This is a genomic window from Vibrio sp. 10N.261.55.A10, from assembly GCF_041470825.1.
In the GTDB taxonomy this organism is placed as follows: domain Bacteria; phylum Pseudomonadota; class Gammaproteobacteria; order Enterobacterales; family Vibrionaceae; genus Vibrio; species Vibrio crassostreae_C.
Genome location: NZ_JBFRNC010000022.1, coordinates 1 through 23,635, shown reverse-complemented (window position 1 = coordinate 23,635; position 23,635 = coordinate 1). Strand labels below are relative to the sequence as shown.

Genomic DNA, 23,635 nt, shown 5'->3' with positions numbered 1-23,635 from the left:
AGGGTTGATATGAATGCATATCAACCCTTTTTGTTGGTTCATGTTACTAGGTTCTACAAACCTTAGTTAGAACAGTTCTTCTACTGCTTCACCTGATGAGGTTGAGTAGATGTCATCATTGAAACGTTCAGTGATGTACTCGGTTGGCTCTGTGCCTTTCTCGAAGTACTCGAACATTGATGAGCTATCGAACTTGTTGGTCAGTAAGCCAGTTTCACGGTCGATACGAACACGGACGATGTTCTCAGGAATCTCTTTACGCTCAGCAGGAACACCCGCTAACGCCGTACCCATGAAATCAACCCATGCAGGTTCTGCTGTTTTCGCGCCAGCTTCTGCACCCGTAATTTGGTTCTTACCAAGATTTGAGTTCGCTTTGGTTCTGCCTAGGTTGCGGTTGTGGTTATCAAAACCAACCCATACCGTTGCAACCATGCCAGGGCCGTAACCGCTGTACCAAGTATCTTTCGAATCGTTGGTGGTACCCGTTTTTCCGCCAATGTCACGACGCTTCAACGGCTGTGCACGCCAACCTGTACCGTTCCAACCCGTACCTGCGCTCCAATCACCGCCACCCCAGATGTTGCTGTACATCATTTCACGAACAAGGAATGCGTTCTGTTCAGAGATAACTTGAGGTGCGTATTGTACTTTGTCATCCACATCTTGCTCTGTAAACTCATCAGCCATTGGGTCTGAGGTCATTTGCTGTTGGCAATCGTCTTTACAAACCACTTTTGGTGTCGCTTCAAATTCAGTCTCACCAAATGGTGTCTCAATGCGGCTGATGTAGAAAGGTTCAACGTAGTAGCCGCCATTAGCGAATACTGAGTAACCTTGAGCTACTTTCATTGGCGTTAAGCTACCCGCACCCAGAGCAATGGTTTCAGAGCGCGGAACTTCATCAATATCAAAGCCAAATCGAGTTAGGTAGTTACGAGTATCATCTAGACCTACTTCGCGCAGTACACGTACCGCCATTACGTTTTTAGACTGAGCTAAGCCAATACGTAAACGAGTTGGACCCACGTAAGTCGGTGGCGAGTTCTTTGGTCGCCATGCGGTACCTTGGCTCTTATCCCATTGGTTAATCGGTGCATCGTTGATCAGTGAGGCTAGCGTTAAGCCTTTCTCAATCGCTGCTGAGTAGATAAAGGGTTTGATACCAGAACCCACCTGACGAATAGATTGCGTTGCACGGTTGAACTTGTTGTGGACAAAGTTAAAGCCACCGACCATCGACAATACCGCGCCGTTGTTCGGGTTCATTGCAACAAATGCTGTGTTCGCATTCGGTACTTGGCTTAGTCGCCATACAATCGGTGTTTCTGATTCTGCAGTCGCTGACTCTTCTGTCGGCTCTTCAGAGACTTCATTGCCGGTAACGGCTTCATGGCGAACCCAGATTTGTTCACCAACCGCCAGAATTTCTTTCGCTTGAGAAGGCGCTGGTCCTTGGCGGTTATCCGTTAGGAATTTACGCGCCCAGTTCATGCCTTGCCATTCGATAGTGCCTTCACCTTGGTTCTTAACCCAAATTTGAGCACTTTTCGAATCAACCGCGGTAACAACAGCAGGGACTAGGTCACCATAGGTTGGTTGAGACTTAAGGTGTTTAACGATTTGTTCTTGATCCCACGCTGATTGCGCAGTCTGCCACAATACTTTTTCAGCACCACGGTAGCCGTGACGCTCATCGTAGCCAAGTAGGTTCTTAATTGCGGCTTGGTTCGCTGCTTTTTGCAGTTTCGAATCAACGGTCGTGTAGACCTTCATGCCTGATGTATAAGCTTCTTCACCATAGCGTTCCACCATCCAAGCACGTGCAACTTCAGCAACATATGGCGCGCTCAGTTCGATCTCTGCACCGTGGTATTTCGAGATAAGCTCTTCGCTACGAGCGTCATCGAACTCTGCTTGAGTGATGTATTTCTCGTCTAACATACGACGCAATACAACGTTACGACGGTTAGTCGCGCGCTCAACAGAGTAAATAGGGTTCATTGTCGAAGGTGCTTTTGGCATACCCGCAAGGGTCGCAATTTCACTCAGCGTGAGATCAGGAAGATCTTTACCGAAGTAAACACGTGCTGCCGCGCCAAAACCATACGAACGGTGACCAAGGAAGATCTTGTTGACGTAAAGCTCCATGATCTCTTCTTTACTAAGAAGTTGCTCAATGTGGATCGCAATGAAGATCTCTTTGATCTTACGCATAATCTTTTTCTCATTAGATAAGAAGAAGTTACGCGCAAGCTGCTGAGTAATGGTACTAGCACCTTGTTTGGCTGAACCCGACATTGCAACCACGAGTGCTGCACGTGTGATACCGATTGGGTCAATACCTGGGTGTTCATAGAAACGGCTATCTTCGGTGGCAATCAGAGCCTCAACTAAGTGGCGAGGAATCTCGTCATAAGTGACTGGATTACGACGCTTTTCACCAAATTGAGAGATCAGCTTACCGTCTTGACTGAAGACTTGCATCGGCGTTTGGAGTTCTACGTCGCGCAAAGTGGCAACATCAGGCAACTCTGGTTTTACGTAAAAATAAAACCCGAAAATTGTACTGACTCCAAGAATCATGCAAATCAATGTAAATATGAATAATCGCTTTATGAACTTCACCGGATAATCCCTGATTAGTTAAGGCTGATAAGCAGCAAACCCTTGTACTCTAGGCTAAAAACTTAGCTTTCGTTTATTAACGCTTATTTAACTAATAATCACAACCCCTAGATAATCAACGAAATGCTTGGCACTTCAGGAGCTAGGTCACATGGGTTCATCATTAATTACAGGTATAGATATAAATCATCACAGCATCAAAGCCGTGGTACTAAAACCCGTGGGGGAGTTGTATGCCCTAGTGGGATACAAAGAGCTGCCGATTTCGGACGACATTTTTACAGCTAACCATACTTTGGAGTATCAGAAAACTGTTAAGAAACTTAAAGAACTTAGGAAAGGACTGCCTTTTGGCTGTCGCAACGTCGCCATTTCGGTACCTGATAACACGGTGATCAGCAAAGTACTGCAAATAGAGAGTGAGTTAGAAGACAGAGAAAAAGAGTTTTCTATCTATCAAACCTTCGCCCATCAATCTCCCTTCCCTATCGAGGAGCTGAGTTTAGATTTTGTAAAGCTGGAAGACAAACGATTTGGTAAAGGTTCGACAAGCAGTTATCAGGTATACGCCACTCGTAAAGAAGTTGTGGATAGCCGAGCGGATGCATTAACCAAGGCTGGCTTCAAACCTGTGGTGGTGGATACACAGGCGCATGGGCTACTTAATATCTGGCAATTGGCCTCGCGCCTGTATCCCGATAAGAAAAACTGGTTGCTGGTGGATGTTGGAATCGACCAAACCTCGCTAGGGGTTATCCCGCAGAATTCGGCGCCTTTCTATAAAGACATCGCCTTTGGCACTCAAGATCTTCGCAGCTCAGATGACCCGAGTGATATCGAGAGCGTGTTCGGTACTATGGAAGAGACACATCAATTCATCGTTAACCTGATTGAGAAGCTCAAGCGTCAATTGCAGCTTTATTCATCGGGAAATGCGCAACAACCTATTTCTGGGATTTGGTTGATGGGCGAGGGCGCCAGTATTCCTATGGTAACCGAAGAGCTAGAACGGCATTTTCAGCTGAGCTGTGAGTCATTAAATCCTTTGTCTCTGTTTGAGAATAAGGTCGCAAAGAGACGCCGACTGCCGATGGACTGGCAACACTTTGGTATCGCGGCGGGTATGGCGATGAGTGGACTCAAGTGGCAGGGAGAGAAGCATGTTGCATCAAATTAACCTGCTGCCGTGGCGTGATGAGATTCGTGCTCAGCACAAGAAGCGTTTTATCCATCTGGTCATTCTTGGCGTCATCATTGCGCTTGGTGGGCAATGGGCGGTCGGTAACTACTTTCACGACCAACAAGCCAAGCAGCAAGCGCGCCTTAATTATCTCAATCAATACATCGCTGAGCTTGATCGACAAATTCAGTCACTGAAAGTCGCCGAGCAAGAGCACAAAGCCATTCTGACTCGACTGGATGTAGTGGAGTCTTTACAGCTTGGCCGCAATAAGACCACCGACTTCATGAACTTGATGCCGGAGCTTATCCCTGAGGGCGTGTATGTCGACAAGATAAAGATGAATGGTCAGGAGATAGAGATGTCGGGCATCAGCGACAGCACTGCTCGTCTCGCCACCATGTTGGACAACCTCGAACGTTCAGATTCTTTGAAAGGGGTCGAGATGCACTCTATCGTTCATAACCGCAAGCGCTTCAATAAAGAGTTTCAGACCTTCAAGGTCTCTTTTGTGTTTAGCCCTGTGTCTTTAGAAAACACAACCGCGAGCAGAAAAGATAAGGGGGGGCATCATGGCTAACCTTCAAAATAGGATTAGTAGGCAAAACAGGATGAGCTTGCAAGATCTCGATGTTGATGAGATCACCGAATGGCCATTGTTGCCTCAGCTTCTCGTGATTCTGGTGTTGATGGTGTTAATCCAAGGTGTTGGCACTTGGCTGTATCTGCTGCCGCTCGACGAGGAACTGAAACAGATGAAGCAACAGGAGCAGACCTTAAAAACGACCTTGAGGATAAAGGCGAATAAGGTTGCAGCCTTGCCTAAGTTGCAGAGCCAGTTGGATGAGCTAACTAGTCGCTACGATTATCTATTAGAGCAGCTGCCCGTTCAAAAGGAGTTAGCGAGCATGTTGGCCTCCGTGAATGAGCTCGGCTTGGATAACTCGCTGACCTTCACACGAATCGATTGGGGGCAAAAGCAGAATAAGGAGTTTCTCTATCGATTGCCTCTCAATATAGAGCTGACAGGTGACTATCACGAGATTGGGGACTTCTCTGCTGCTATCGCCAAGCTGCCGCGCATCATCAGCTTTGATGATGTGAATTGGCAGCGAGTCAGCCAAGAAAGTAGCACGCTGCATTTTAGGGTTCGAGCTTATACCTACCAGTTTAAATCGGAGGTCAATGATGAAACCCAATAGCGCGTTTTACTCAATCGTATTGATGCTTGCGTTGTCAGGCTGCAAAGCTAATCAAGACTCACTGGAAGACTTTGTCGCGCAGGTTGAAGCCAAGGCGAGAAAAGACGTCGAGCAGCTTGTCCCAGCAACTGAATTCACGGCGGCGACTTATCAACGCCGTGCTTTTCGTCCTCCCTTTGAACTGCCTAAAGAAGCCATTGTGCAAAACCAACCCTTGGTCAAGAAAGACTGTTGGCAACCCAGCGCCCGTTCTCGTAATGGCAAGTTAGAGAAGTACCCACTGAGTAAGCTTCGTTTAAGAGGCGTGATGGGCAGTGGATCAAGCGTGTTCGGCTTAGTGCAAACACCCAAAGGCAACGTGGTAAACGTCAAGAAAGGCCAGTTTATCGGCTTAAACAATGGCCGAGTTACTAAGGTGACGAGCCAGTATGTTCAGATTAATGAAACTCTTCCAGATGGCTTAGGTTGTTGGCATAAGCGCAACGTTAGGCTGGCTCTGAAGTAAACCAATGTCACATGATGTGGATATGAGATGTAAATATGATTAAAGGAATAAGTGGATTAGTGAGCAAGGCTCTACAAGGTTTTGCTGTGTCTGTGATGTTGGTTGTTAGCGTGCTCAGCCATGCCGAGAGCTTACCGAACAAATTGGAGAATATTGATTTTAGGGTCAATAAGGATAAAGACGCCGTCATCATTATTGAGCTGGCGACCAGCACAGCAGTGGTGGATGTTCAACGAGCTCAGGAAGGGTTAAGTATCGAGCTAATCAATACTCAAGTTGATGATGACAAGCTCTACCTGCTGGATGTGAAGGATTTCGCTACCTTGGTTGAAGGCATTGAAGTCTATAAAGAGACACCAAGCACTCGGCTTCTAGCGACGATTAGCAATGACTATCAGTATGAATACAACCTAAAGGGGCGCTTTATTGAGGTGGTGATCAGCAAACCGGTGCTCGATGAAGCGACCAAAGAAAAAAGCGTTCTAGAGAAAGAGGGCAAGCTGATATCGATTAACTTCCAGGATATCCCGGTACGAAATGTCCTGCAACTGATTGCCGATTACAACGACTTCAATCTCGTGGTGTCTGATTCGGTAGCCGGAAACCTGACGTTACGCTTAGATGGCGTACCTTGGCAGCAAGTTCTCGACATTATCTTGCAAGTTAAAGGCTTGGATAAGCGTGTTGATGGCAATGTTATCTTGGTCGCGCCGAAAGCGGAGCTCGACCTTCGAGAGCAACAAGCGTTAGAGAAATCGCGCTTAGAAGAGGAGTTAGGGGAGCTTAAATCGGAAATCATCAAGATTAACTTTGCTAAAGCCACCGACATCGCTGACATGATTGGAGGTGAAGGTGCGGTCAGCATGTTGTCCGATCGTGGTTCGATTACCATTGATGAGCGCACCAACTCACTGCTCATTCGTGAATTGGAAGAAAACATTGCCGTGATCCGAGGCATCATTGAATCGTTAGACATTCCCGTGAAGCAGGTACAGATAGAGGCACGTATTGTCACGGTTACTGAGGGTAATCTTGATGAGCTTGGCGTGCGCTGGGGCGTTTCCTCAACCAACGGAAGCTTCACCGTTGGTGGCTCAATCGAAGGTAACCACCCATCAGCGATTACGCCGTATGACGACGATAGCGGCAGCAGCGTGATTGATGACTATCTCAACGTCAATTTAGGGGCAACATCGCCGAACGCCTCGAGTATTGCGTTTCAGGTGGCCAAACTGGGTTCAGATACCTTACTCGATCTTGAACTGTCGGCACTGCAACAAGAGTCAAAAGCTGAAATCATTTCTAGTCCACGCTTAATCACCACCAATAAAAAGCCGGCTTATATTGAGCAAGGTACTGAAATTCCTTACTTAGAGTCATCTTCAAGTGGCGCTACGTCGGTTGCATTTAAGAAAGCCGTGTTGAGTCTTAAGGTGACACCGCAGATCACGCCCGATAATCGTTTGGTATTGGATTTGAGCGTGACTCAAGATAGGCCAGGGCAAGTGGTAAAAACTGGAACCGGTGAAGCGGTCGCCATTGATACGCAAAGAATAGGTACGCAAGTGCTTGTTAATAATGGTGAAACTGTCGTGCTTGGCGGGATATTTCAGCACAGCGTGAGCAGTACAGTGGATAAAGTTCCTCTGTTGGGGGACCTGCCAGTTTTGGGCGCATTGTTCCGTCGCAGCTATGAAAATGTGGGTAAAAGTGAACTACTTATTTTTGTCACACCCAAAGTTGTGATTCAGTAATGAACAATTAGATTAAAAATAAAGTTGCATTAGTGGCACCTAACCTTGATAATTTCGGGTCTTATCACGAATTATCTGTGAGGAATCGGTGCCACGGGCCTTTTAATTTCAGTACTTGTACTGACCTACCTTGTGGCGATGTCATTGAATTAACGTTGTAAATTACTGCTAAAAACATGGCTGAGAAACGCAATATTTTTCTTGTTGGCCCAATGGGCGCCGGCAAAAGTACAATTGGTAGACACCTAGCTTCCCAACTTCATATGGAGTTTCTAGACTCTGACACTGTGATCGAAGAGCGCACTGGCGCAGACATCGCATGGGTTTTTGATGTTGAGGGCGAAGAAGGTTTCCGTAAGCGCGAAGAATCTGTAATCAATGATCTGACAGAAGAACAAGGTATTGTTCTTGCGACAGGTGGTGGTTCAGTGTTGAGCAAAGAAAACCGTAACCGTCTATCTGCACGAGGCATTGTTGTATACCTAGAGACAACAATTGAAAAGCAACTTGCTCGCACTAACCGCGACAAGAAACGCCCTCTACTTCAAACAGACAACCCGCGTGATGTGCTAGAAGATCTAGCTGTATCTCGCAACGCACTATACGAAGAAGTGGCGGACTACACAGTTCGTACTGACGACCAAAGTGCAAAAGTGGTAGCCAACCAGATCGTAAAAATGCTAGAAGAACGTTAAGTTCATTTTTTCGGAGAGCAAACCCATGGAACGGATTACGGTCAATCTAGCTGAGCGTAGCTACCCTATCTCTATTGGCGCCGGGTTATTTGAAGACCCGGCGTACCTTTCTTTTTTATCAGGTAAGCAGAAAGTTGTTGTTATCAGTAATGTGACAGTAGCGCCTCTTTATGCTGATAAAATTTTATCGCTATTGGATCAAGTCGGCTGTCAGACATCTCTTCTCGAGCTGCCAGACGGTGAACAGTACAAAACCCTTGAAACGTTCAATTCAGTGATGAGCTACATGCTTGAAGGAAATTACAGCCGCGATGTGGTGGTGATTGCTTTAGGAGGTGGTGTTATCGGTGACTTGGTCGGTTTTGCTGCCTCTTGTTACCAGCGCGGTATTGATTTCATTCAAATCCCGACGACCCTTCTTTCTCAAGTGGACTCTTCTGTTGGTGGTAAAACCGCAGTAAACCATCCTCTTGGTAAGAATATGATCGGCGCTTTTTACCAACCGAAATCTGTGATCATCGATACCAACTGTTTATCAACGCTTCCAGAGCGTGAGTTTGCAGCGGGCATTGCTGAGGTGATCAAATACGGCATCATTTACGATGAAGCCTTCTTTGATTGGTTGGAGCAGAATCTAGAGAAACTTTATCAACTTGATGAAGAAGCACTGATTACCGCGATTGCTCGTTGTTGTGCAATTAAGGCTGAAGTGGTGGCTCTAGATGAAAAAGAGTCAGGAATCAGAGCGTTATTGAACCTAGGTCATACATTTGGTCATGCGATTGAAGCAGAACTAGGCTATGGTAATTGGCTACATGGTGAAGCTGTGTCGTCAGGCACTGTAATGGCAGCTAAAACAGCTCAATTACAGGGACTGATCTCTCAGCAGCAACTTGAGCGAATTATTTCTATACTCAAGAATGCGAAACTACCAATCCATACGCCAGAAAGCATGTCTTTTGAAGACTTTATGAAGCACATGATGCGCGATAAAAAAGTGCTGTCTGGTCAGTTGCGTTTGGTATTACCAACAAGTATTGGTACTGCTGAAGTGGTTGCTGATGTGCCTCAAGACATCATTAAACAAGCGATCGATTTCTGCCGTACTCTTTAAATTTGGTTGTGAGGTTGCCTAGCTAAACTCTAGGCAACTGAAGCGTTTTACTGATCGATCTTATCAGTAGGGATCCCCAATGAGTTTGGCTCATGAATTAAGAGTATTAGAGTTAGAATCTCAAGTTGAGCTGCTAGAGCGCTTACAGCTTTTGACTAACTTTGGTTCAAACCTTGTGACGGTGGCGGGCAAAGCTGGCTCTGGCCGATCTTGGTTGGCTCAGCGTTATCTTGAAGCATGGTCGACAGAAAAAAATCAGTGTTTACTGCTTTGTCATCCAAGCCAAGACGATCAACAACGCCGTGCGCTCATTCTTAGCCAAATTGTTTCTGATCCCCTGTTTAATCAACATGATTCTTTATCGGATAGCCTAACAAGGTTACTGGATGGAGAACCGTGTAATGTGGTTATCGTCGTTGATGATGCCCAACGACTTTCTGAGCTATTGGTATCCGAATTATGGATGTTGGTACTGGAAGCTCAATCAAACCCTCAATGGACGATCAATATCGTTCTCTTCTCGGAACCTGGCCACTTAGATACGTTATTAACGCGTTTGAGCTACGGTCAACAACACAAACCTATCGATCTTGAGATCGATGACCTTTCGCAACCAGAAGCTGAACATTTCTTTGAATCACTGGTGATTCGATATGTTGATGATGAGTCTGAAACTTGCGTGCGACGTGCGTTTAATAAAGCGCAACCTCTGCCCGGTGAGTTAATGGCTTTAGGAGAATTGAAAGTGGAAAAAAGGATTATTATTCGCTCAATTATTGGCTCACCCATCAATATCGCGATTGTGGTGGCCTTGCTGTTGATTTTAATTGGTGGTGGTTATTGGTGGATGTTCAGTCAACCAACCCCTGACGATAAAGCGCAATCTCTTATCGCTCCGATTGAACAGACAGCTATCCCAACTTTTGAAGTGGAAAGTGGTACCGAGCAAGCTGGAATCGACGGAATCGACGGAATGGACGATTCTGAAGCCGAAGCTGACATGAGTTATCAAGGTGCTGATGACGACAGTTCATCTTTGCCACCGACTGTCGTTGAAGATACCGCGAGTGTTGGAGAAGTCGAACAAGATCAGCAGCGTGTCGTAATCACCTCTGATGTGGTTGATGCCTTGCTTGATGATAAACCTGAAAGTGCCGATACCAGTGCGATTGATGCTGCTGTTGAAGAAAACACAGGTGTCGCGGTGAGTTCGCAATCAGATGCAGACAAAGTGGAGTCACAGCCTTCAGCCGATGAAGCAACAGACCTAACACAGTCCACGCCACCGACTAAGAAAATTACATTCTCATTTTCTCGCGAAGAGTTACAAGCTATCTCTCCGCGAGCTTATACTTTGCAGTTGAGTGCGATGACCTCATTGGACGACGTACAGTCTTTCATTGAAGAGTATGACCTTGAGAACAAGGTTCGTATTTACCCAACACTTCGCAACGACACCAAGTGGTTTATTATCACTTATCAAGATTACCCAACGATTCAAGTGGCGAGAGACGCGGTAAGTGCGTTATCAAAACCCCTTCAACAGTTGGAACCTTGGGCAAAATCGATGAATCAAGTGCATCGAGAGATAGAACGTGCGAAATAACCCTGAGCTTAGCCTCAAAATATGTTACATTCCGCAGCCTTATTTTTGAGTTGATAGATAGAGCAGTAAATGAAAAAGCAGCGTGCCTTTCTAAAATGGGCTGGTGGTAAATATGGCCTAGTTGAAGACATCCAACGTCACCTGCCACCTGCTCGTAAATTGGTAGAACCGTTTGTCGGTGCCGGCTCAGTATTTCTGAATACTGACTTTGAACAGTACCTGCTTGCAGATATCAATCCCGATCTTATCAACCTGTACAACCTGCTTAAAACCGATCCTGAAACTTATATCACGGAAGCGAAGCGCTGGTTCTGTCCTGAGAACAACCGTAAAGAAGCCTTCTTAGATATTCGCGCTGAGTTCAATGGTACAGATAACGTCATGTATCGTTCATTGGCTTTCTTGTATATGAACCGATTTGGCTTCAATGGCCTATGTCGTTACAACAAGAAGGGCGGTTTTAACGTTCCATTTGGTTCTTATAAAAAACCTTACTTCCCAGAAGCTGAGCTGGAATTTTTTGCCGAGAAAGCGAAAAAAGCCACCTTCGTCTGTGAGGGATACCATGAAACCTTTAGCCGCGCGCGCAAAGGCTGTGTGGTTTACTGCGATCCTCCATACGCACCACTGTCGAACACGGCAAACTTTACCTCTTACGCAGGTAATGGCTTTAGCTTAGATGACCAAGCTGCACTGGCGGATGTTGCTGAAAAAGCAGCGATGGAACGAGGCATCCCTGTCTTGATCTCAAACCATGACACCACCTTAACGCGCCGTTTATACCATGGTGCAGAACTGAACGTGGTCAAGGTTAAGCGCACCATTAGCCGTAATGGCGCAGGGCGCAATAAAGTCGATGAGTTACTGGCACTTTTTCATAAAGAGAAAAACCAGCAACACGCTTCAGAAGAATTGTAGCGGCCAACATAACCCTCGAACTCATTAAATTGAGTGACCAACGGGTACTTTCATAAACTAATCTTTCGAACTGCTAGGATCTGCTTAGTTGCTTAGGTAGAATTGCACACCAAATAGTCTTGGAATTGAGTCTTGTATTTGTATATGAGATGTCACAAGGCGGTGATATTCGCAATTTACTCACTCTTAAGAGGTTTGGTATGAAAGATTTTCTAATCGCTCCATCGATTTTGTCTGCAGATTTTGCTCGTCTTGGTGAAGACGTAGAAAAAGTACTCGCAGCTGGTGCTGATGTTGTGCACTTCGATGTGATGGACAACCACTACGTACCTAACCTGACTTTTGGCGCGCCTATCTGTAAAGCGCTGCGCGACTACGGTATTACGGCTCCTATCGATGTTCACCTTATGGTTAAGCCAGTAGACAGCATCGTGCCTGAGTTTGCTAAAGCCGGCGCATCAATGATTACCTTCCACGTTGAAGCTTCAGAGCACATCGATCGCACTCTACAGCTCATCAAAGAGCACGGCTGTAAAGCGGGTGTGGTTCTTAACCCTGCAACGCCGCTTTCTTGCTTAGATTACATCCTAGACAAAGTAGACATGATTCTACTGATGTCTGTGAACCCAGGCTTCGGCGGTCAATCTTTCATTCCGCACACGCTAGATAAACTACGTGCTGTTCGTAAGCTGATTGATGAGTCAGGCCGTGACATTCGCCTTGAGATTGATGGCGGCGTGAAGGTTGATAACATCCGTGAAATCGCAGAAGCGGGCGCAGATATGTTCGTTGCGGGTTCAGCTATCTTCAATCAACCAGATTACAAAGAAGTGATTGATGAGATGCGTGCAGAGCTTGCAAAAGTAAACGCATAATCGTAAAACTACAGATAGATTGAATATTAAGGGGCTAATTTGCCCCTTTTTTACGTCTTATAGCTCAACTCATAAGACGAACATAATAAATAGGAAAGTAAGATGTCATTAAGCTCAATAAAACTGATCGCCTTTGATTTGGATGGAACCTTGTTAGACAGCGTGCCTGATTTGGCCGTTGCTGCTGACCAAGCTTGTCAGGAGTTGGGTTTCCCTTCAGTGAGCGAAGAACAAGTTCGCGACTACGTAGGTAATGGTGCTGATGTTCTTATCGGACGTTCACTCAGCCGTAACTTGACGGTTGACCCAAGCCTAGAGCCAGAGCTACTGAAAAAAGCACGCATCCTGTTTGATGATTTCTATGAGCAGGGCGGTCACAAGCTAAGTCACCTTTACCCATCGGTTAAAGAGACGCTGGCTGAGCTGGATAAAGCCGGCTTCACTATGGCGCTGGTTACCAACAAGCCATCGAAGTTTGTACCAGACGTACTGGCGCAACACGGTATTGATAAGTACTTTGTTGATGTGTTGGGTGGCGACTCTTTCCCAGAGAAAAAACCGAACCCAGTCGCTCTGAACTGGTTGCTAGAAAAGCACAATGTAAAAGCGGAAGAGATGTTGATGGTTGGCGATTCAAGCAACGACATTAAAGCGGCTAAGAATGCAGGTTGTCACTCGTTTGGTCTGACTTACGGTTATAACCACGGCGAGCCGATTTCAGCATCAAACCCTGACTATGTCGCGGATAACGTCGCGCAATTACTAGATGTCGTTCTAGTTTCAGCATAAAGCGGACAAAAGTTAGCTAACCTACTAGCAAAATACTTATCAATGAGTACACTGGATGAGCCGTACAGAAGAGCTGTACGGCTTTTCTATATTTAAGTTAAGAAGCTAAGCGTTCAATAAACTTAGCGAATAAGCAAAGGAATTAAAACCATGAGCAAGCCCATCGTATTGAGTGGTGTTCAACCATCTGGTGAACTAAGTATCGGTAACTACTTGGGTGCTCTACGTCAATGGCAACAGATGCAAGATGATTACGATTGCCAATACTGTGTTGTAGACCTTCACGCAATTACGGTTCGCCAAGATCCGAAAGCACTGCATGAAGCGACTCTAGACGCACTAGCAATCTGTCTTGCTGTCGGTGTTGATCCAAAGAAGAGCACGCTATTTGTTCAGTCACACGTACCAGAGCATGCTCAACTTGGTTGGCTTCTTAACTGTTACACACAAATGGGTGAACTGAGCCGTATGACTCAGTTTAAAGATAAGTCTGCACGTCACTCAAACGACGTAAACGTAGGCCTATACGACTACCCAGTGTTGATGGCTGCAGACATCCTGCTTTACGGTGCTCACCAAGTACCTGTAGGTAGCGACCAGAAACAACACCTAGAGCTAGCGCGTGATATCGCAACTCGCTTCAATAACATCTACGGTCCTGAAACGCCAATCTTCCAAGTACCAGAACCTTACATTCCAACAGTGAATGCACGTGTAATGAGCCTGCAAGACGCGACGAAGAAGATGTCTAAGTCGGACGACAACCGTAAGAACGTGATTACTCTGCTAGAAGAGCCTAAGTCGATCATCAAGAAGATCAACAAAGCGCAAACCGATGCAGAAACACCACCACGCATTGCTCACGATTGGGAAAACAAAGCGGGTATCTCTAACCTAATGGGTCTGTACTCTGCAGCGACGGGTAAAACGTTCGAAGAGATCGAAGCGCAGTACCAAGGCGTTGAAATGTACGGTCCGTTCAAGAAAGACGTAGGCGCAGCATTGGTTGAGATGCTTGAGCCGATTCAAGCTGAATATCACCGTATCCGTGCTGACCGTGCCTACATGGACGCAGTAATGAAAGCCGGTGCTGAAAAAGCCTCTGAACGTGCTGCAGTGACACTGAAAAAAGCATACGAAGCAGTAGGTTTTGTTACTCGCCCATAGGGTGAACTAACACAACTCGCTTGAGAATTTGAGCCCAAAGTAGCTGTTGTTTACTTTGGGCTTTTTCATGCCCATTCCATTTGCCTTCCTCGAAACCCCCTTGTTTGAATTGATAATTTACCCAGTATTTAGCTAGCATATCCATCGCTGTAATGCTGTGCAGATGATCTTATTTGGTACCCTCAAGCTTTATAAAATTACACTCGTTTCTATATATGTTGGAAATATATAACGTGCCAAACAATTGATGATTCCAAAGTGATAAGTTCCTCATTTTCTTGCCAACTGACTTATTCCTTTCATAAATAAACCTGATAGTTACCACAAAATACATGACTGCCCATAGATGGCAGTGACTATAACTCGATGAACTCAGGTGAAACGGATGGCTCTTTTACACAAACCTTCATTGCTAGCAGTGGCAATTGGTAGCTTGTTAACTACAAGCGCACACGCTGATTTGTTTATTTCACAATATGTGGAAGGCGGCAGCTATAACAAAGCGGTTGAGATTGCCAATAGTGGCGATAGCAGCATTAGTTTAGATGGTTACTCATTGGTGAAATCTGCCAATGGCAACGGATCATGGGGTGCCACTTTACCTTTAGATGGACACGTTTTAGCACCCGGTGAAGTACTCGTGGTCGCACATTCTAGTGCGAGTGATGAGATTAAAGCTCAAGCTGACATCATTAATGCCTCTATCGCCAATCATAATGGTGACGACCCGCTAGCTATCTTGAATGCAGATGGTTCGGTGCATGATGTTGTTGGTTTGATGGGCGATGTGGACTGGGGCAAAGATGTTACTTTGGTTCGTGCGACACAAACACCTTCTGCGACGTTTGATGCTTCACAATGGGTATCGCTACCAAAAGACAGCATTGAAGGCCTAGGTTCACTAGACAGCGTTGAACTGCCAGAAGCCTTCACTTGTACACAAGATGGCTCTGACCCAGTATTCACCACCATTCAAGAAATCCAAGGTGAGGGCGCTACATCGCCATTCATCGATGGCTACCCGTACATCACCGACGATGAATATTTCGTAAAAGGTGTGGTAAGTGCGGTAACAACAGGCCTAACTAAAGGCTTCTACCTGCAAGCACTTGAGGATGATTTCAACTCAAGCACTTCTGAGGGTCTATTTATTCATACCAACCAGTCGAGCTCAGAGCTAGTAGCCGGTGATGTAGTGTGTGTGAAAGGCAAGGTTCAAGAATACTACAGCCACACTCAGCTGAAAGTAGAAAACAACCAATGGCTAAAACAGGGCGAGCAGCAGGCACCTGAAGCGACGGCGATAGAAGTGCTAGACAGTGACGAGAACTTCGCTGCAACGCTTGAACGCTACGAAGGCATGTTGGTGAAAACAACCGAAGCGCTTGATATGCGTGTGACGCGTACCTTCGGTTATGACTACGCAGGTCGTCGTAACAACATGGTATTAGCCCATGAGCGTATCAACATGCAGCCGAACCAGCTTTTTGCTGCCGGTTCTGATGAAGCGAAACAACAAACAGAAGACAACGCTGATCGTCGCCTTTTCGTTGAAACGGATCAAAAAGCGGGTGACGGACAAGTTCCTTTCTACCCAGATTTTGGCCGTACCGACATCGACCAAGATGGTTCGACCGAAGACTACATCCGTATCGATGACACCATTGTCGGCCTAGAAGGTGTGTTGACTTACAGCTACGGTGAATACCGTTTAATTGCGACTAACCAGATCTCGGCTGAAAACTTCGTTCGTAACGACCCACGTACTGACAAACCAGACATGGATGAAGGTGACCTGCGTATTGCGACCTTCAATGTATTGAACTACTTCAACTCTCCATTTGGCGGTGACGCGAACCAGCACGGCAACAACCGTGGCGCGAACACCATCACTGAGTTTGAAATGCAGCAAGAGAAGATTGTGAACGCGATTCTTCGTCTAGACGCTGACATCATTGGTTTGATGGAAATTGAGAACAACGGCTTTGGTGAAGGTTCAGCGATTCAACAGCTTGTTAACCAGCTGAATGATCGCATTGAGCGTAAGAAAGACCGTTATACGTTTGTCGCTGTTGATTCAAATGAAGATGGCGTAACCGACGAGATGGACTCGATTGGTACTGACGTAATCACAACGGGTGTTATTTACCGTAAGAAGGTAGTTAAGCTAAAAGACAGCCGCGTTATCGCGATGCCAAGCCAACAAGCACCAGAGGTGTTAGACGATTCAGGTAAGGTGATTGAGGACGGTAAGAACTACCAGCGTGACTCATTAGCGCCAACCTTCAAGGTCAAAGGTACCAAAGAGAAACTGACCGTAGCGATTAACCACTTTAAATCTAAAGGCTCTAAGTGTTGGGAAGATGCAGCACCGGTTGAACAGGGTGGTCAAGGTGGTGTTGATGCCGACAAGCAAGGCTCATGTGAGAACTTCCGCGTAGCTGCGGCGGTGGCACTGGGTGAAGCGCTCGATGGTATCAAAGGTCACAAAGTGATCCTGGGTGATATGAACTCGTACGGCATGGAAGATCCAATGCTGGTGCTAACGGATTACTCTGAAGAGAAATACGGTAAGCAAATCAAAGCGGCTCGTAACACTTACATTGATGGTGTTGAACAGTTTGGTGATAACGGCGCGGTGATTACTAAGAACTACGGTTACATTAATGCTGTGGCTCAAAAGCACCCAGACAGCTGGAGCTACTCATACAATGACGAAGTGGGCGCACTGGATCACCTGTTGATCAGCGACAGCCTGAAAGACATGGTTGTGGATGCAACTGACTGGCACATTAACGGTGGCGAATCGACGTTGTTTGACTACAACGAAGAGTATAAAGGCGATCTGCCTAAGTACCAAGATCACTTCCGTTCATCGGATCATGATCCTGCGGTTCTTGAGCTCAGAGTCGGCGGTTCATTCGGCTTGGGTGCATTGATGTCATTGTTTGGTCTAGTAATGTGGCGTCGTCGCAAGTAGCTAAATCGTAAGTAGATTGGCAAGCCATACAAGCAAGCCAATTCAGGTAACTTAAGGCTATCTGTAAACAATTAAGGTCAACTTAGGTTGGCCTTAATTATTGGCGAAATGCAGTTTCCACTTGCCTTTCGCTATGGGTATTGCACAATACCGCCCCTATATCTCCCAATCCTTTAGTATTTAGCAAACGATTTCGACCCATGTTACTTATCATCGATAACTACGACTCCTTTACCTATAACTTGTATCAGTATTTCTGTGAGTTAGGGGTAACTGTAAAAGTTGTTCGCAACGATGAGATTGATATTGCGGGCATCGAAGCGCTAAATCCTAGTCATCTTGTTATCTCGCCGGGTCCTTGTACACCGGATGATGCGGGCATTTCTCTACAAGTCATCGAACACTTCGTTGGTAAACTGCCGCTCTTAGGAGTGTGTCTTGGTCATCAAGCCATTGCCCAAGTGTTTGGTGGTGAAGTGGTGAGAGCCAGACAAGTGATGCACGGTAAAACCTCTCCGATACGCCACAATGGCAAGAGTGTTTTTCAGGGATTGAACAACCCATTGACCGTGACACGTTACCACTCACTAGTGGTGAAAAATGGCACGCTACCAGATTGCTTTGAACTGACGTCTTGGACGGAGTTTGAAGATGGCAGCATGGATGAGATCATGGGTTATCAACACAAAACCTTGCCGATTGATGCGGTGCAATTTCACCCTGAATCGATTAAAACAGAGCAAGGACACCAACTTCTCGCTAACTTCCTAGCACGCTAAGTGTTTAAATTTGACCCTTTCTCCGCCTAAATAAGCCAGTTAAACCTGTCAGCCCATTCGTTAAGCGTTTAAATTCGGGCTTTACGCGTCTCTCTCCCTCTGACGCCGATCACTTTTTATAACATTTCTCTCTCGCTTCGCTAAGTTTTTAGCCTATGCAAAATTATTCGCGTTATTTCCTCTCGAACCCTATATACCGCTGTGCCAGTAAGGCTTTGCTATTACTAGTCATACGTTTAGGTAAAAAAAGCTTCATAAAACAGATTAATTGATGCATAAATAGTCATAGGTAGTGACGTTTAGCTGGTTGTGAGGGATGGCTAAAGAATAATCTACTATTGAAAAGGTTAATTAAATGTAAATATAATGCTGCAGCGGGATTATGGCGAGACAAAATATCTTTGTCTCACTTATGAACCATTACGCTTATTTGCGAAGCTTGCGGTATCGAGAAGGAATGTACGATGACAGTGGAAAATAAAGTAGAACGTAGTCTGTTTAATGAGGTGATGGTGCCTTGTTATAACCCAATGGAAATGATCCCAGTAAAAGGGGAAGGCGCACGCGTTTGGGACCAACAAGGCCGAGAGTATATCGACTTTGCTGGTGGTATCGCTGTGAGCTGTTTGGGTCACTGTCACCCGGCAATGGTTAACGCAGTTACTGAGCAAGCAAACAAGATTTGGCACCTAAGTAACGTGATGACCAACGAACCTGCGCTGCGTCTAGCGAAAAAGCTAACCGACGTATGTTTTGCAGAAAAAGTATTCTTTGCCAACTCTGGCGCAGAAGCGAATGAAGCAGCATTGAAGCTAGCTCGTCGTTGGGCGGCGGATGTTCACGGTCCTGAGAAATCTGAAATCATTGCATTCAAACAAGGTTTCCACGGTCGTACTTTCTTTACCGTAACGGTTGGTGGTCAAGAAGCTTACTCTGATGGTTTCGGTCCTAAACCGGGCGATGTGACTCACCTGCTTTACAACGATATTGCAGCGCTAGAAGCGCACATCTCTGATCGTACTTGTGCAATCATGATGGAACCTCTGCAAGGCGAGGGCGGTATCATCTCTCCAACGTCTGAATTCGTGAACACGGTTCGTGAACTGTGTGATAAACACAATGCACTGCTTATCTTTGATGAAGTGCAAACGGGTAATGGTCGTACCGGTAACTTTTACGCTTACCAAGGCCTAGGTGTGACACCAGATATTCTAAGCACGGCTAAATCTCTAGGTGGTGGTTTCCCTATCGGTGCAATGCTTACGACCACTGAACTCGCGACACATCTAAAAGTTGGTACGCACGGTTCTACTTACGGTGGTAACCCACTGGCGTGTGCTGTTGCTGAGGCGGTTGTTGATGTGGTTAGCCAACCTGAAACATTAGCTGGCGTGAAAGAGCGTGAAGCTCTGTTCCGCGATGGTCTAGCTAAGATTAACGACAAGTACCAAATCTTCAGTGAAGTTCGTGGTAAAGGCCTACTACTAGGTGCTGCACTTAACGAAGAGTGGCAAGGCCGTGCACGTGACGTATTGGTAGCAGCAGGCGAACAAGGCTTGATGGTACTGGTTGCGGGTGCAAACGTGGTTCGTTTCACGCCATCACTGGTTATTACTACACAAGAAATTGAAGAAGGCTTATCAAAACTAGACAAAGCAATCGCTACGCTAGTTTAGCCTGAGCGGCGTCATAGGAATGATCGCCAATAGAGCGATCCCATGACGTTCTGCTAAAGGCCCAAGCTTCTGGTTTTGGGCCTATTTTGCATCTGGAGGGAATATTGATGCTAGTTGTTCGCCCAATTAAACTATCTGATTACGACGCGTTGCATACCTGCGCTGTTGAGTCAGGACATGGATTCACATCTCTTCCGGTTAACGAAGAACTGTTAACCAATCGTATTACTCACTCTGAATATAGCTTCGCGAAACAAGGCGTGACCGAGCCCGGTGATGAAGGCTACCTAATGGTGGGTTTCGACGCTGAAACTGGCGAAGTTGCTGGTACAACGGGTATCGAAGCTTCCATTGGCTGGGATGTACCGTTTTATTCTTACCACATCAGCAAAGTAGTCCACTCATCACAAAAGCTAGGCGTGAACAACGTCGTTAAGCTACTGACTTTCGGTAATAACTACACCGGGTGCAGTGAGATCTGTACGCTATTTTTGCGTCCAGATTTCCGTGGCGGCTTGAACGGTCGTTTGATGTCGAAGTGTCGGTTTTTGATCATGGCGGAACACCCAGAGCGTTTCTCAAAAACGATTTTTGCTGAGATGCGTGGTGTATCGGATGCCGAAGGCAACTCTCCTTTCTGGCAATGGCTGCAAGAGCACTTCTTCTCGATTGATTTCACGCTTGCTGATTACCTAACCGGTATTGGTAAGAAAGGCTTCATTGCTGACCTAATGCCGAAGCTACCTATCTATGTGAACCTGCTGAGCAAAGAAGCTCAGGCGGTGATCGGAGAGGTACATGATAATACGCGCCCTGCACTTAAGTTGCTGGAACGTGAAGGTTTCACTAACCGAGGCTACGTTGACATCTTTGATGCGGGGCCAACGGTTGAATGTGATTTAAGAAACATTGAATCGGTACGTTATGCGATTCGTGCTCAAGTAAAAATTGCAGAGCACTCCAGTTCTAAAGACTTCCTAATTGGTAATACCTCGTTCGAGAACTTCCGCGCAGTCGCTGCGAAAGGTGCGTATGACCAAGCAAGTGACACAGTGATTTTATCATCTGAAGTAGCAAGCGCTCTTGAAGTAAAAGAAGGCGAATTCGTTCGCATGTTAGCTCAGTAAGAGCAGTGATTATCTGTCGAAGATTTTAAGGATAGAAGTATGACTCAGTGGATAGCAGGACAATGGGTGGCAGGTCAAGGTGACGCCATGGCATCAGTAAGCCCATACAATAATGAAGTAGTATGGCAGGGTGATAGCGCAACTCCTGCACAGGTTGAATCTGCAGTAGCAGCGGCTCGTGAAGCCTTCTTAGTTTGGAAAAAACTGAGCTTTGCCGAGCGTGAAGCGATCGTGTTGAATTTTGCTGAGAAAGTTAAAGAGAACAGCGAAGAAATAGCACAAATTATTGCAAAAGAGACGGGGAAACCGATTTGGGAAACGCGTACTGAAGCGGGCGCGATGGCGGGCAAAATTGCTATCTCTATTCGTGCTTACCATGAACGTACTGGTGAAGCTTCACGTGAAGCTGCAGGCAACCAAATTGTACTGCGTCATCGTCCATTAGGCGTAATGGCAGTATTTGGTCCTTATAACTTCCCTGGTCATCTACCTAACGGTCATATTGTTCCAGCACTGCTATCGGGTAATACCGTGGTATTTAAGCCGTCAGAGCAGACACCTTGGACGGGTGAGTTTGCGATGAAACTATGGCAAGAAGCTGGCCTTCCTGCTGGCGTAATTAACCTAGTACAAGGTGCCAAAGAGACAGGTATCGCACTGGCTGATGCTAAAGGCCTTGATGGCGTGCTGTTCACAGGTAGTGCCAATACCGGTCATATCCTGCATCGTCAATTCGCGGGCCAACCGGGCAAGATGCTGGCACTAGAAATGGGCGGCAACAACCCTATGGTGATCAGCGACCAATACGGTGATGCAGACGCAACGGTATACACTATCATCCAATCGGCGTTCATCAGTGCTGGTCAGCGTTGTACATGTGCTCGTCGCTTGTATGTGCCTGTTGGCGAGAAGGGCGATCTGCTTCTAGATAAACTGGTCGCAGCTACGCAAAAGATTCGTGTCGATCAGCCTTTCGCGGAACCAGCTCCTTTCATGGGCCCTCAGATCTCTGAAGCTGCCGCTAAATTTATTCTAGACGCGCAAGCTAATCTGCAATCGTTAGGTGGTGTCAGCCTAGTAGAAGCAAAAGCGGGTCAAGCGGCGTTTGTTTCTCCGGGCATTATCGATGCAACCAATATTGCTGAACTGCCGGATGAAGAGTACTTCGGTCCATTGCTACAAGTTGTTCGTTACCAGTCACTAGAGCAAGCGGTTGAGTTAGCGAACGACACTCGTTTTGGTTTGTCTGCGGGTCTTGTATCAACAGATGATTCTGAATGGGAATACTTCGTTGACCATATCCGTGCGGGTATTGTTAACCGTAACCGTCAGCTAACAGGCGCAAGTGGTGATGCACCATTTGGTGGTCCGGGTGCTTCAGGCAACCTACGCCCAAGTGCTTACTATGCGGCGGACTACTGTGCTTATCCTATGGCTTCAATGGAAGGCGGTGAAACTCAACTTCCAGCAACGTTTAGCCCGGGTATTGAGCTTTAATTTAGGCTAATGAGTCTTAGGCTCATGCGTTAAGCTTGAAATAGGGAAGTGGTGTTATCGCTTTCCTTTTCCATCACGTCCGACACCTAGATTGGGCGGTAGATAATAATAGAAAAAGTATGTCACAGGCTGATGGCTGCTGACTCTGTGTCTCAGCCTCTCCCTCTCTTATCCAAATTACTAGCTTGCTAGAACCTTTGACAAGGAGTCACCATGACGCCCGATCTACTCTTTAAATCACTTTGGGACGATTACATTCACAGGCTTTGTCCATCGGCTGAGAAAGTACATCACTTGCTGAAAGAAGACGAAGCTCTGATTAATGATCACATTGCACTGCGTACTTTCAATGTTGCTCCGCTAGGTATTGAAACATTGGCTAAGCCTTTCCTTGAGCTAGGTTATAAAGCGTGTGGCGATTACTTGTTTGAGAGTAAGAAGCTAGTAGCGAAGCATTACGAGCACCCAGATCCAAATCAACCTAAAGTGTTCATTAGTGAGTTGAAGGTCGAAGAGTGTTCAAGTGACTTGCAACAGATCGTTGCTAAGTTGGTTGAGCAAGTCGACGTAAGCAAGCTTCAAGGCCATGAATTCTTGTTTGGTGGTCGTCTATGGGACTTGAGCTTCGCAGATTTCCAAGTGCTTGCAAAAGAGAGTGAATACGCGTCTTGGCTCGCAGCTCATGGTTACGGTGCCAACCACTTTACAGTGAGCGTTAATCAACTCGATGCTTTTGATGAAGTGCAGGCAGTGAATGATTATTTGAGCGAATCAGGCTTCACGATCAATGCATCTGGTGGCCAGGTTAAAGGCTCTCCAGAGGTCTTATTAGAGCAATCATCAACAATGGCAGATAAAGTCCCAGTTTCATTTGTTGAGGGCAATGAGATGATTCCTGGAGGCTTCTATGAGTTCGCTAAGCGTTATGCGATGGCTAATGGTGAGCTTTATACCGGTTTTGTGGCAGCATCGGCTGACAAGATCTTCGAAAGCACTAACGGTTAAAGAAAGATACGAGTACGGACTTTACCCTAAAGATGCAGATAGGCTTCGCTTCGAGAGTGTTTGCGCTTCGAAGCTGTAGGTGTTTCATTCGTATTTTCTTTGTAGATCTTTAGAAAACAAAAAAGGTTCATCGCGGCT

The 23,635-nt window shown here is 46.2% G+C and carries 19 protein-coding genes; 18 read left to right on the top strand and 1 reads right to left on the bottom strand.

Annotation, left to right across the window (positions count from 1 at the left end; translation table 11 throughout):
- Positions 1–66: 66 nt before the first annotated feature.
- Positions 67–2,628 carry a penicillin-binding protein 1A gene (locus AB4274_RS06305; RefSeq protein ID WP_372111360.1) on the bottom strand — a complete coding sequence of 854 codons (2,562 nt, stop codon included), beginning with the start codon at positions 2,626–2,628 and terminating at the stop codon, positions 67–69.
- A gap of 151 nt (positions 2,629–2,779) precedes the next feature.
- On the opposite strand from AB4274_RS06305, the gene pilM reads away from it, so the two are divergent.
- From pilM to AB4274_RS06215, 18 genes are all read left to right on the top strand, one after another.
- Entirely contained in the window at positions 2,780–3,805 is a 1,026-nt protein-coding gene (gene pilM / locus AB4274_RS06300; RefSeq protein WP_102320000.1) for a type IV pilus assembly protein PilM, read from the top strand.
- Positions 3,789–4,388, top strand: a complete 600-nt coding sequence (locus AB4274_RS06295; RefSeq protein ID WP_372111359.1) for a PilN domain-containing protein — start codon at positions 3,789–3,791, stop codon at positions 4,386–4,388. Before pilM ends, AB4274_RS06295 begins: the two co-directional genes overlap by 17 nt.
- A complete protein-coding gene (locus tag AB4274_RS06290; protein ID WP_017061128.1) occupies positions 4,381–5,010 on the top strand; it encodes a type 4a pilus biogenesis protein PilO in 630 nt (209 codons plus the stop codon). Before AB4274_RS06295 ends, AB4274_RS06290 begins: the two co-directional genes overlap by 8 nt.
- Positions 4,997–5,515, top strand: coding sequence for a pilus assembly protein PilP (locus AB4274_RS06285; RefSeq protein ID WP_372111399.1), 519 nt, complete (start codon positions 4,997–4,999; stop codon positions 5,513–5,515). Before AB4274_RS06290 ends, AB4274_RS06285 begins: the two co-directional genes overlap by 14 nt.
- Before the next feature lie 35 nt (positions 5,516–5,550).
- Positions 5,551–7,269, top strand: coding sequence for a type IV pilus secretin PilQ (locus tag AB4274_RS06280; protein WP_032545762.1), 1,719 nt, complete (start codon positions 5,551–5,553; stop codon positions 7,267–7,269).
- 176 nt (positions 7,270–7,445) lie between these two features.
- Positions 7,446–7,964 (top strand): shikimate kinase AroK, encoded by a 519-nt coding sequence (gene aroK, locus AB4274_RS06275; protein ID WP_017061125.1) that lies wholly within the window; start codon positions 7,446–7,448, stop codon positions 7,962–7,964.
- Positions 7,965–7,989: 25 nt separating this feature from the next.
- Positions 7,990–9,078 carry a 3-dehydroquinate synthase gene (gene aroB / locus AB4274_RS06270; protein WP_017061124.1) on the top strand — a complete coding sequence of 363 codons (1,089 nt, stop codon included), beginning with the start codon at positions 7,990–7,992 and terminating at the stop codon, positions 9,076–9,078.
- Positions 9,079–9,157: 79 nt separating this feature from the next.
- Positions 9,158–10,684, top strand: coding sequence for an SPOR domain-containing protein (locus AB4274_RS06265; RefSeq protein WP_372111357.1), 1,527 nt, complete (start codon positions 9,158–9,160; stop codon positions 10,682–10,684).
- Positions 10,685–10,753: 69 nt separating this feature from the next.
- On the top strand, positions 10,754–11,602 hold the full coding sequence (locus AB4274_RS06260) for a Dam family site-specific DNA-(adenine-N6)-methyltransferase (protein WP_017061122.1): 849 nt from the start codon (positions 10,754–10,756) through the stop codon (positions 11,600–11,602).
- A 200-nt stretch (positions 11,603–11,802) separates the two neighbouring features.
- The gene (gene rpe / locus AB4274_RS06255; protein ID WP_010435263.1) at positions 11,803–12,477 is read left to right on the top strand and encodes a ribulose-phosphate 3-epimerase; all 675 of its coding nucleotides are present in this window, start codon (positions 11,803–11,805) and stop codon (positions 12,475–12,477) included.
- Positions 12,478–12,579: 102 nt separating this feature from the next.
- Positions 12,580–13,266 carry a phosphoglycolate phosphatase gene (locus AB4274_RS06250; RefSeq protein ID WP_017061120.1) on the top strand — a complete coding sequence of 229 codons (687 nt, stop codon included), beginning with the start codon at positions 12,580–12,582 and terminating at the stop codon, positions 13,264–13,266.
- Between the two features lie 150 nt (positions 13,267–13,416).
- Positions 13,417–14,433 (top strand): tryptophan--tRNA ligase, encoded by a 1,017-nt coding sequence (gene trpS, locus AB4274_RS06245; RefSeq protein WP_016796005.1) that lies wholly within the window; start codon positions 13,417–13,419, stop codon positions 14,431–14,433.
- A gap of 385 nt (positions 14,434–14,818) precedes the next feature.
- Positions 14,819–17,413: an ExeM/NucH family extracellular endonuclease gene (locus AB4274_RS06240; protein WP_372111354.1), complete on the top strand. Its 2,595-nt coding sequence runs from the start codon at positions 14,819–14,821 to the stop codon at positions 17,411–17,413.
- A gap of 200 nt (positions 17,414–17,613) precedes the next feature.
- Complete coding sequence (locus AB4274_RS06235) at positions 17,614–18,192, top strand: aminodeoxychorismate/anthranilate synthase component II (protein ID WP_048605375.1); 579 nt, start codon at positions 17,614–17,616, stop codon at positions 18,190–18,192.
- A 464-nt stretch (positions 18,193–18,656) separates the two neighbouring features.
- Positions 18,657–19,868, top strand: coding sequence for an aspartate aminotransferase family protein (locus AB4274_RS06230; RefSeq protein ID WP_210442161.1), 1,212 nt, complete (start codon positions 18,657–18,659; stop codon positions 19,866–19,868).
- A 107-nt stretch (positions 19,869–19,975) separates the two neighbouring features.
- Positions 19,976–20,995 (top strand): arginine N-succinyltransferase, encoded by a 1,020-nt coding sequence (gene astA, locus AB4274_RS06225; RefSeq protein WP_372111352.1) that lies wholly within the window; start codon positions 19,976–19,978, stop codon positions 20,993–20,995.
- A gap of 39 nt (positions 20,996–21,034) precedes the next feature.
- Positions 21,035–22,492 (top strand): succinylglutamate-semialdehyde dehydrogenase, encoded by a 1,458-nt coding sequence (gene astD / locus AB4274_RS06220; protein WP_372111350.1) that lies wholly within the window; start codon positions 21,035–21,037, stop codon positions 22,490–22,492.
- 213 nt (positions 22,493–22,705) lie between these two features.
- Positions 22,706–23,497, top strand: a complete 792-nt coding sequence (locus tag AB4274_RS06215; RefSeq protein WP_010435216.1) for a DUF1338 domain-containing protein — start codon at positions 22,706–22,708, stop codon at positions 23,495–23,497.
- The last annotated feature ends 138 nt before the right edge of the window (positions 23,498–23,635 follow it).

Coding starts and splice junctions, on each gene's coding strand:
- pilM (WP_102320000.1), top strand. CDS start 2,780: ATGGGTTCATCATTAATTACAGGTATAGATATAAATCATCACAGCATC.
- AB4274_RS06295 (WP_372111359.1), top strand. CDS start 3,789: ATGTTGCATCAAATTAACCTGCTGCCGTGGCGTGATGAGATTCGTGCT.
- AB4274_RS06290 (WP_017061128.1), top strand. CDS start 4,381: ATGGCTAACCTTCAAAATAGGATTAGTAGGCAAAACAGGATGAGCTTG.
- AB4274_RS06285 (WP_372111399.1), top strand. CDS start 4,997: ATGAAACCCAATAGCGCGTTTTACTCAATCGTATTGATGCTTGCGTTG.
- AB4274_RS06280 (WP_032545762.1), top strand. CDS start 5,551: ATGATTAAAGGAATAAGTGGATTAGTGAGCAAGGCTCTACAAGGTTTT.
- aroK (WP_017061125.1), top strand. CDS start 7,446: ATGGCTGAGAAACGCAATATTTTTCTTGTTGGCCCAATGGGCGCCGGC.
- aroB (WP_017061124.1), top strand. CDS start 7,990: ATGGAACGGATTACGGTCAATCTAGCTGAGCGTAGCTACCCTATCTCT.
- AB4274_RS06265 (WP_372111357.1), top strand. CDS start 9,158: ATGAGTTTGGCTCATGAATTAAGAGTATTAGAGTTAGAATCTCAAGTT.
- AB4274_RS06260 (WP_017061122.1), top strand. CDS start 10,754: ATGAAAAAGCAGCGTGCCTTTCTAAAATGGGCTGGTGGTAAATATGGC.
- rpe (WP_010435263.1), top strand. CDS start 11,803: ATGAAAGATTTTCTAATCGCTCCATCGATTTTGTCTGCAGATTTTGCT.
- AB4274_RS06250 (WP_017061120.1), top strand. CDS start 12,580: ATGTCATTAAGCTCAATAAAACTGATCGCCTTTGATTTGGATGGAACC.
- trpS (WP_016796005.1), top strand. CDS start 13,417: ATGAGCAAGCCCATCGTATTGAGTGGTGTTCAACCATCTGGTGAACTA.
- AB4274_RS06240 (WP_372111354.1), top strand. CDS start 14,819: ATGGCTCTTTTACACAAACCTTCATTGCTAGCAGTGGCAATTGGTAGC.
- AB4274_RS06235 (WP_048605375.1), top strand. CDS start 17,614: ATGTTACTTATCATCGATAACTACGACTCCTTTACCTATAACTTGTAT.
- AB4274_RS06230 (WP_210442161.1), top strand. CDS start 18,657: ATGACAGTGGAAAATAAAGTAGAACGTAGTCTGTTTAATGAGGTGATG.
- astA (WP_372111352.1), top strand. CDS start 19,976: ATGCTAGTTGTTCGCCCAATTAAACTATCTGATTACGACGCGTTGCAT.
- astD (WP_372111350.1), top strand. CDS start 21,035: ATGACTCAGTGGATAGCAGGACAATGGGTGGCAGGTCAAGGTGACGCC.
- AB4274_RS06215 (WP_010435216.1), top strand. CDS start 22,706: ATGACGCCCGATCTACTCTTTAAATCACTTTGGGACGATTACATTCAC.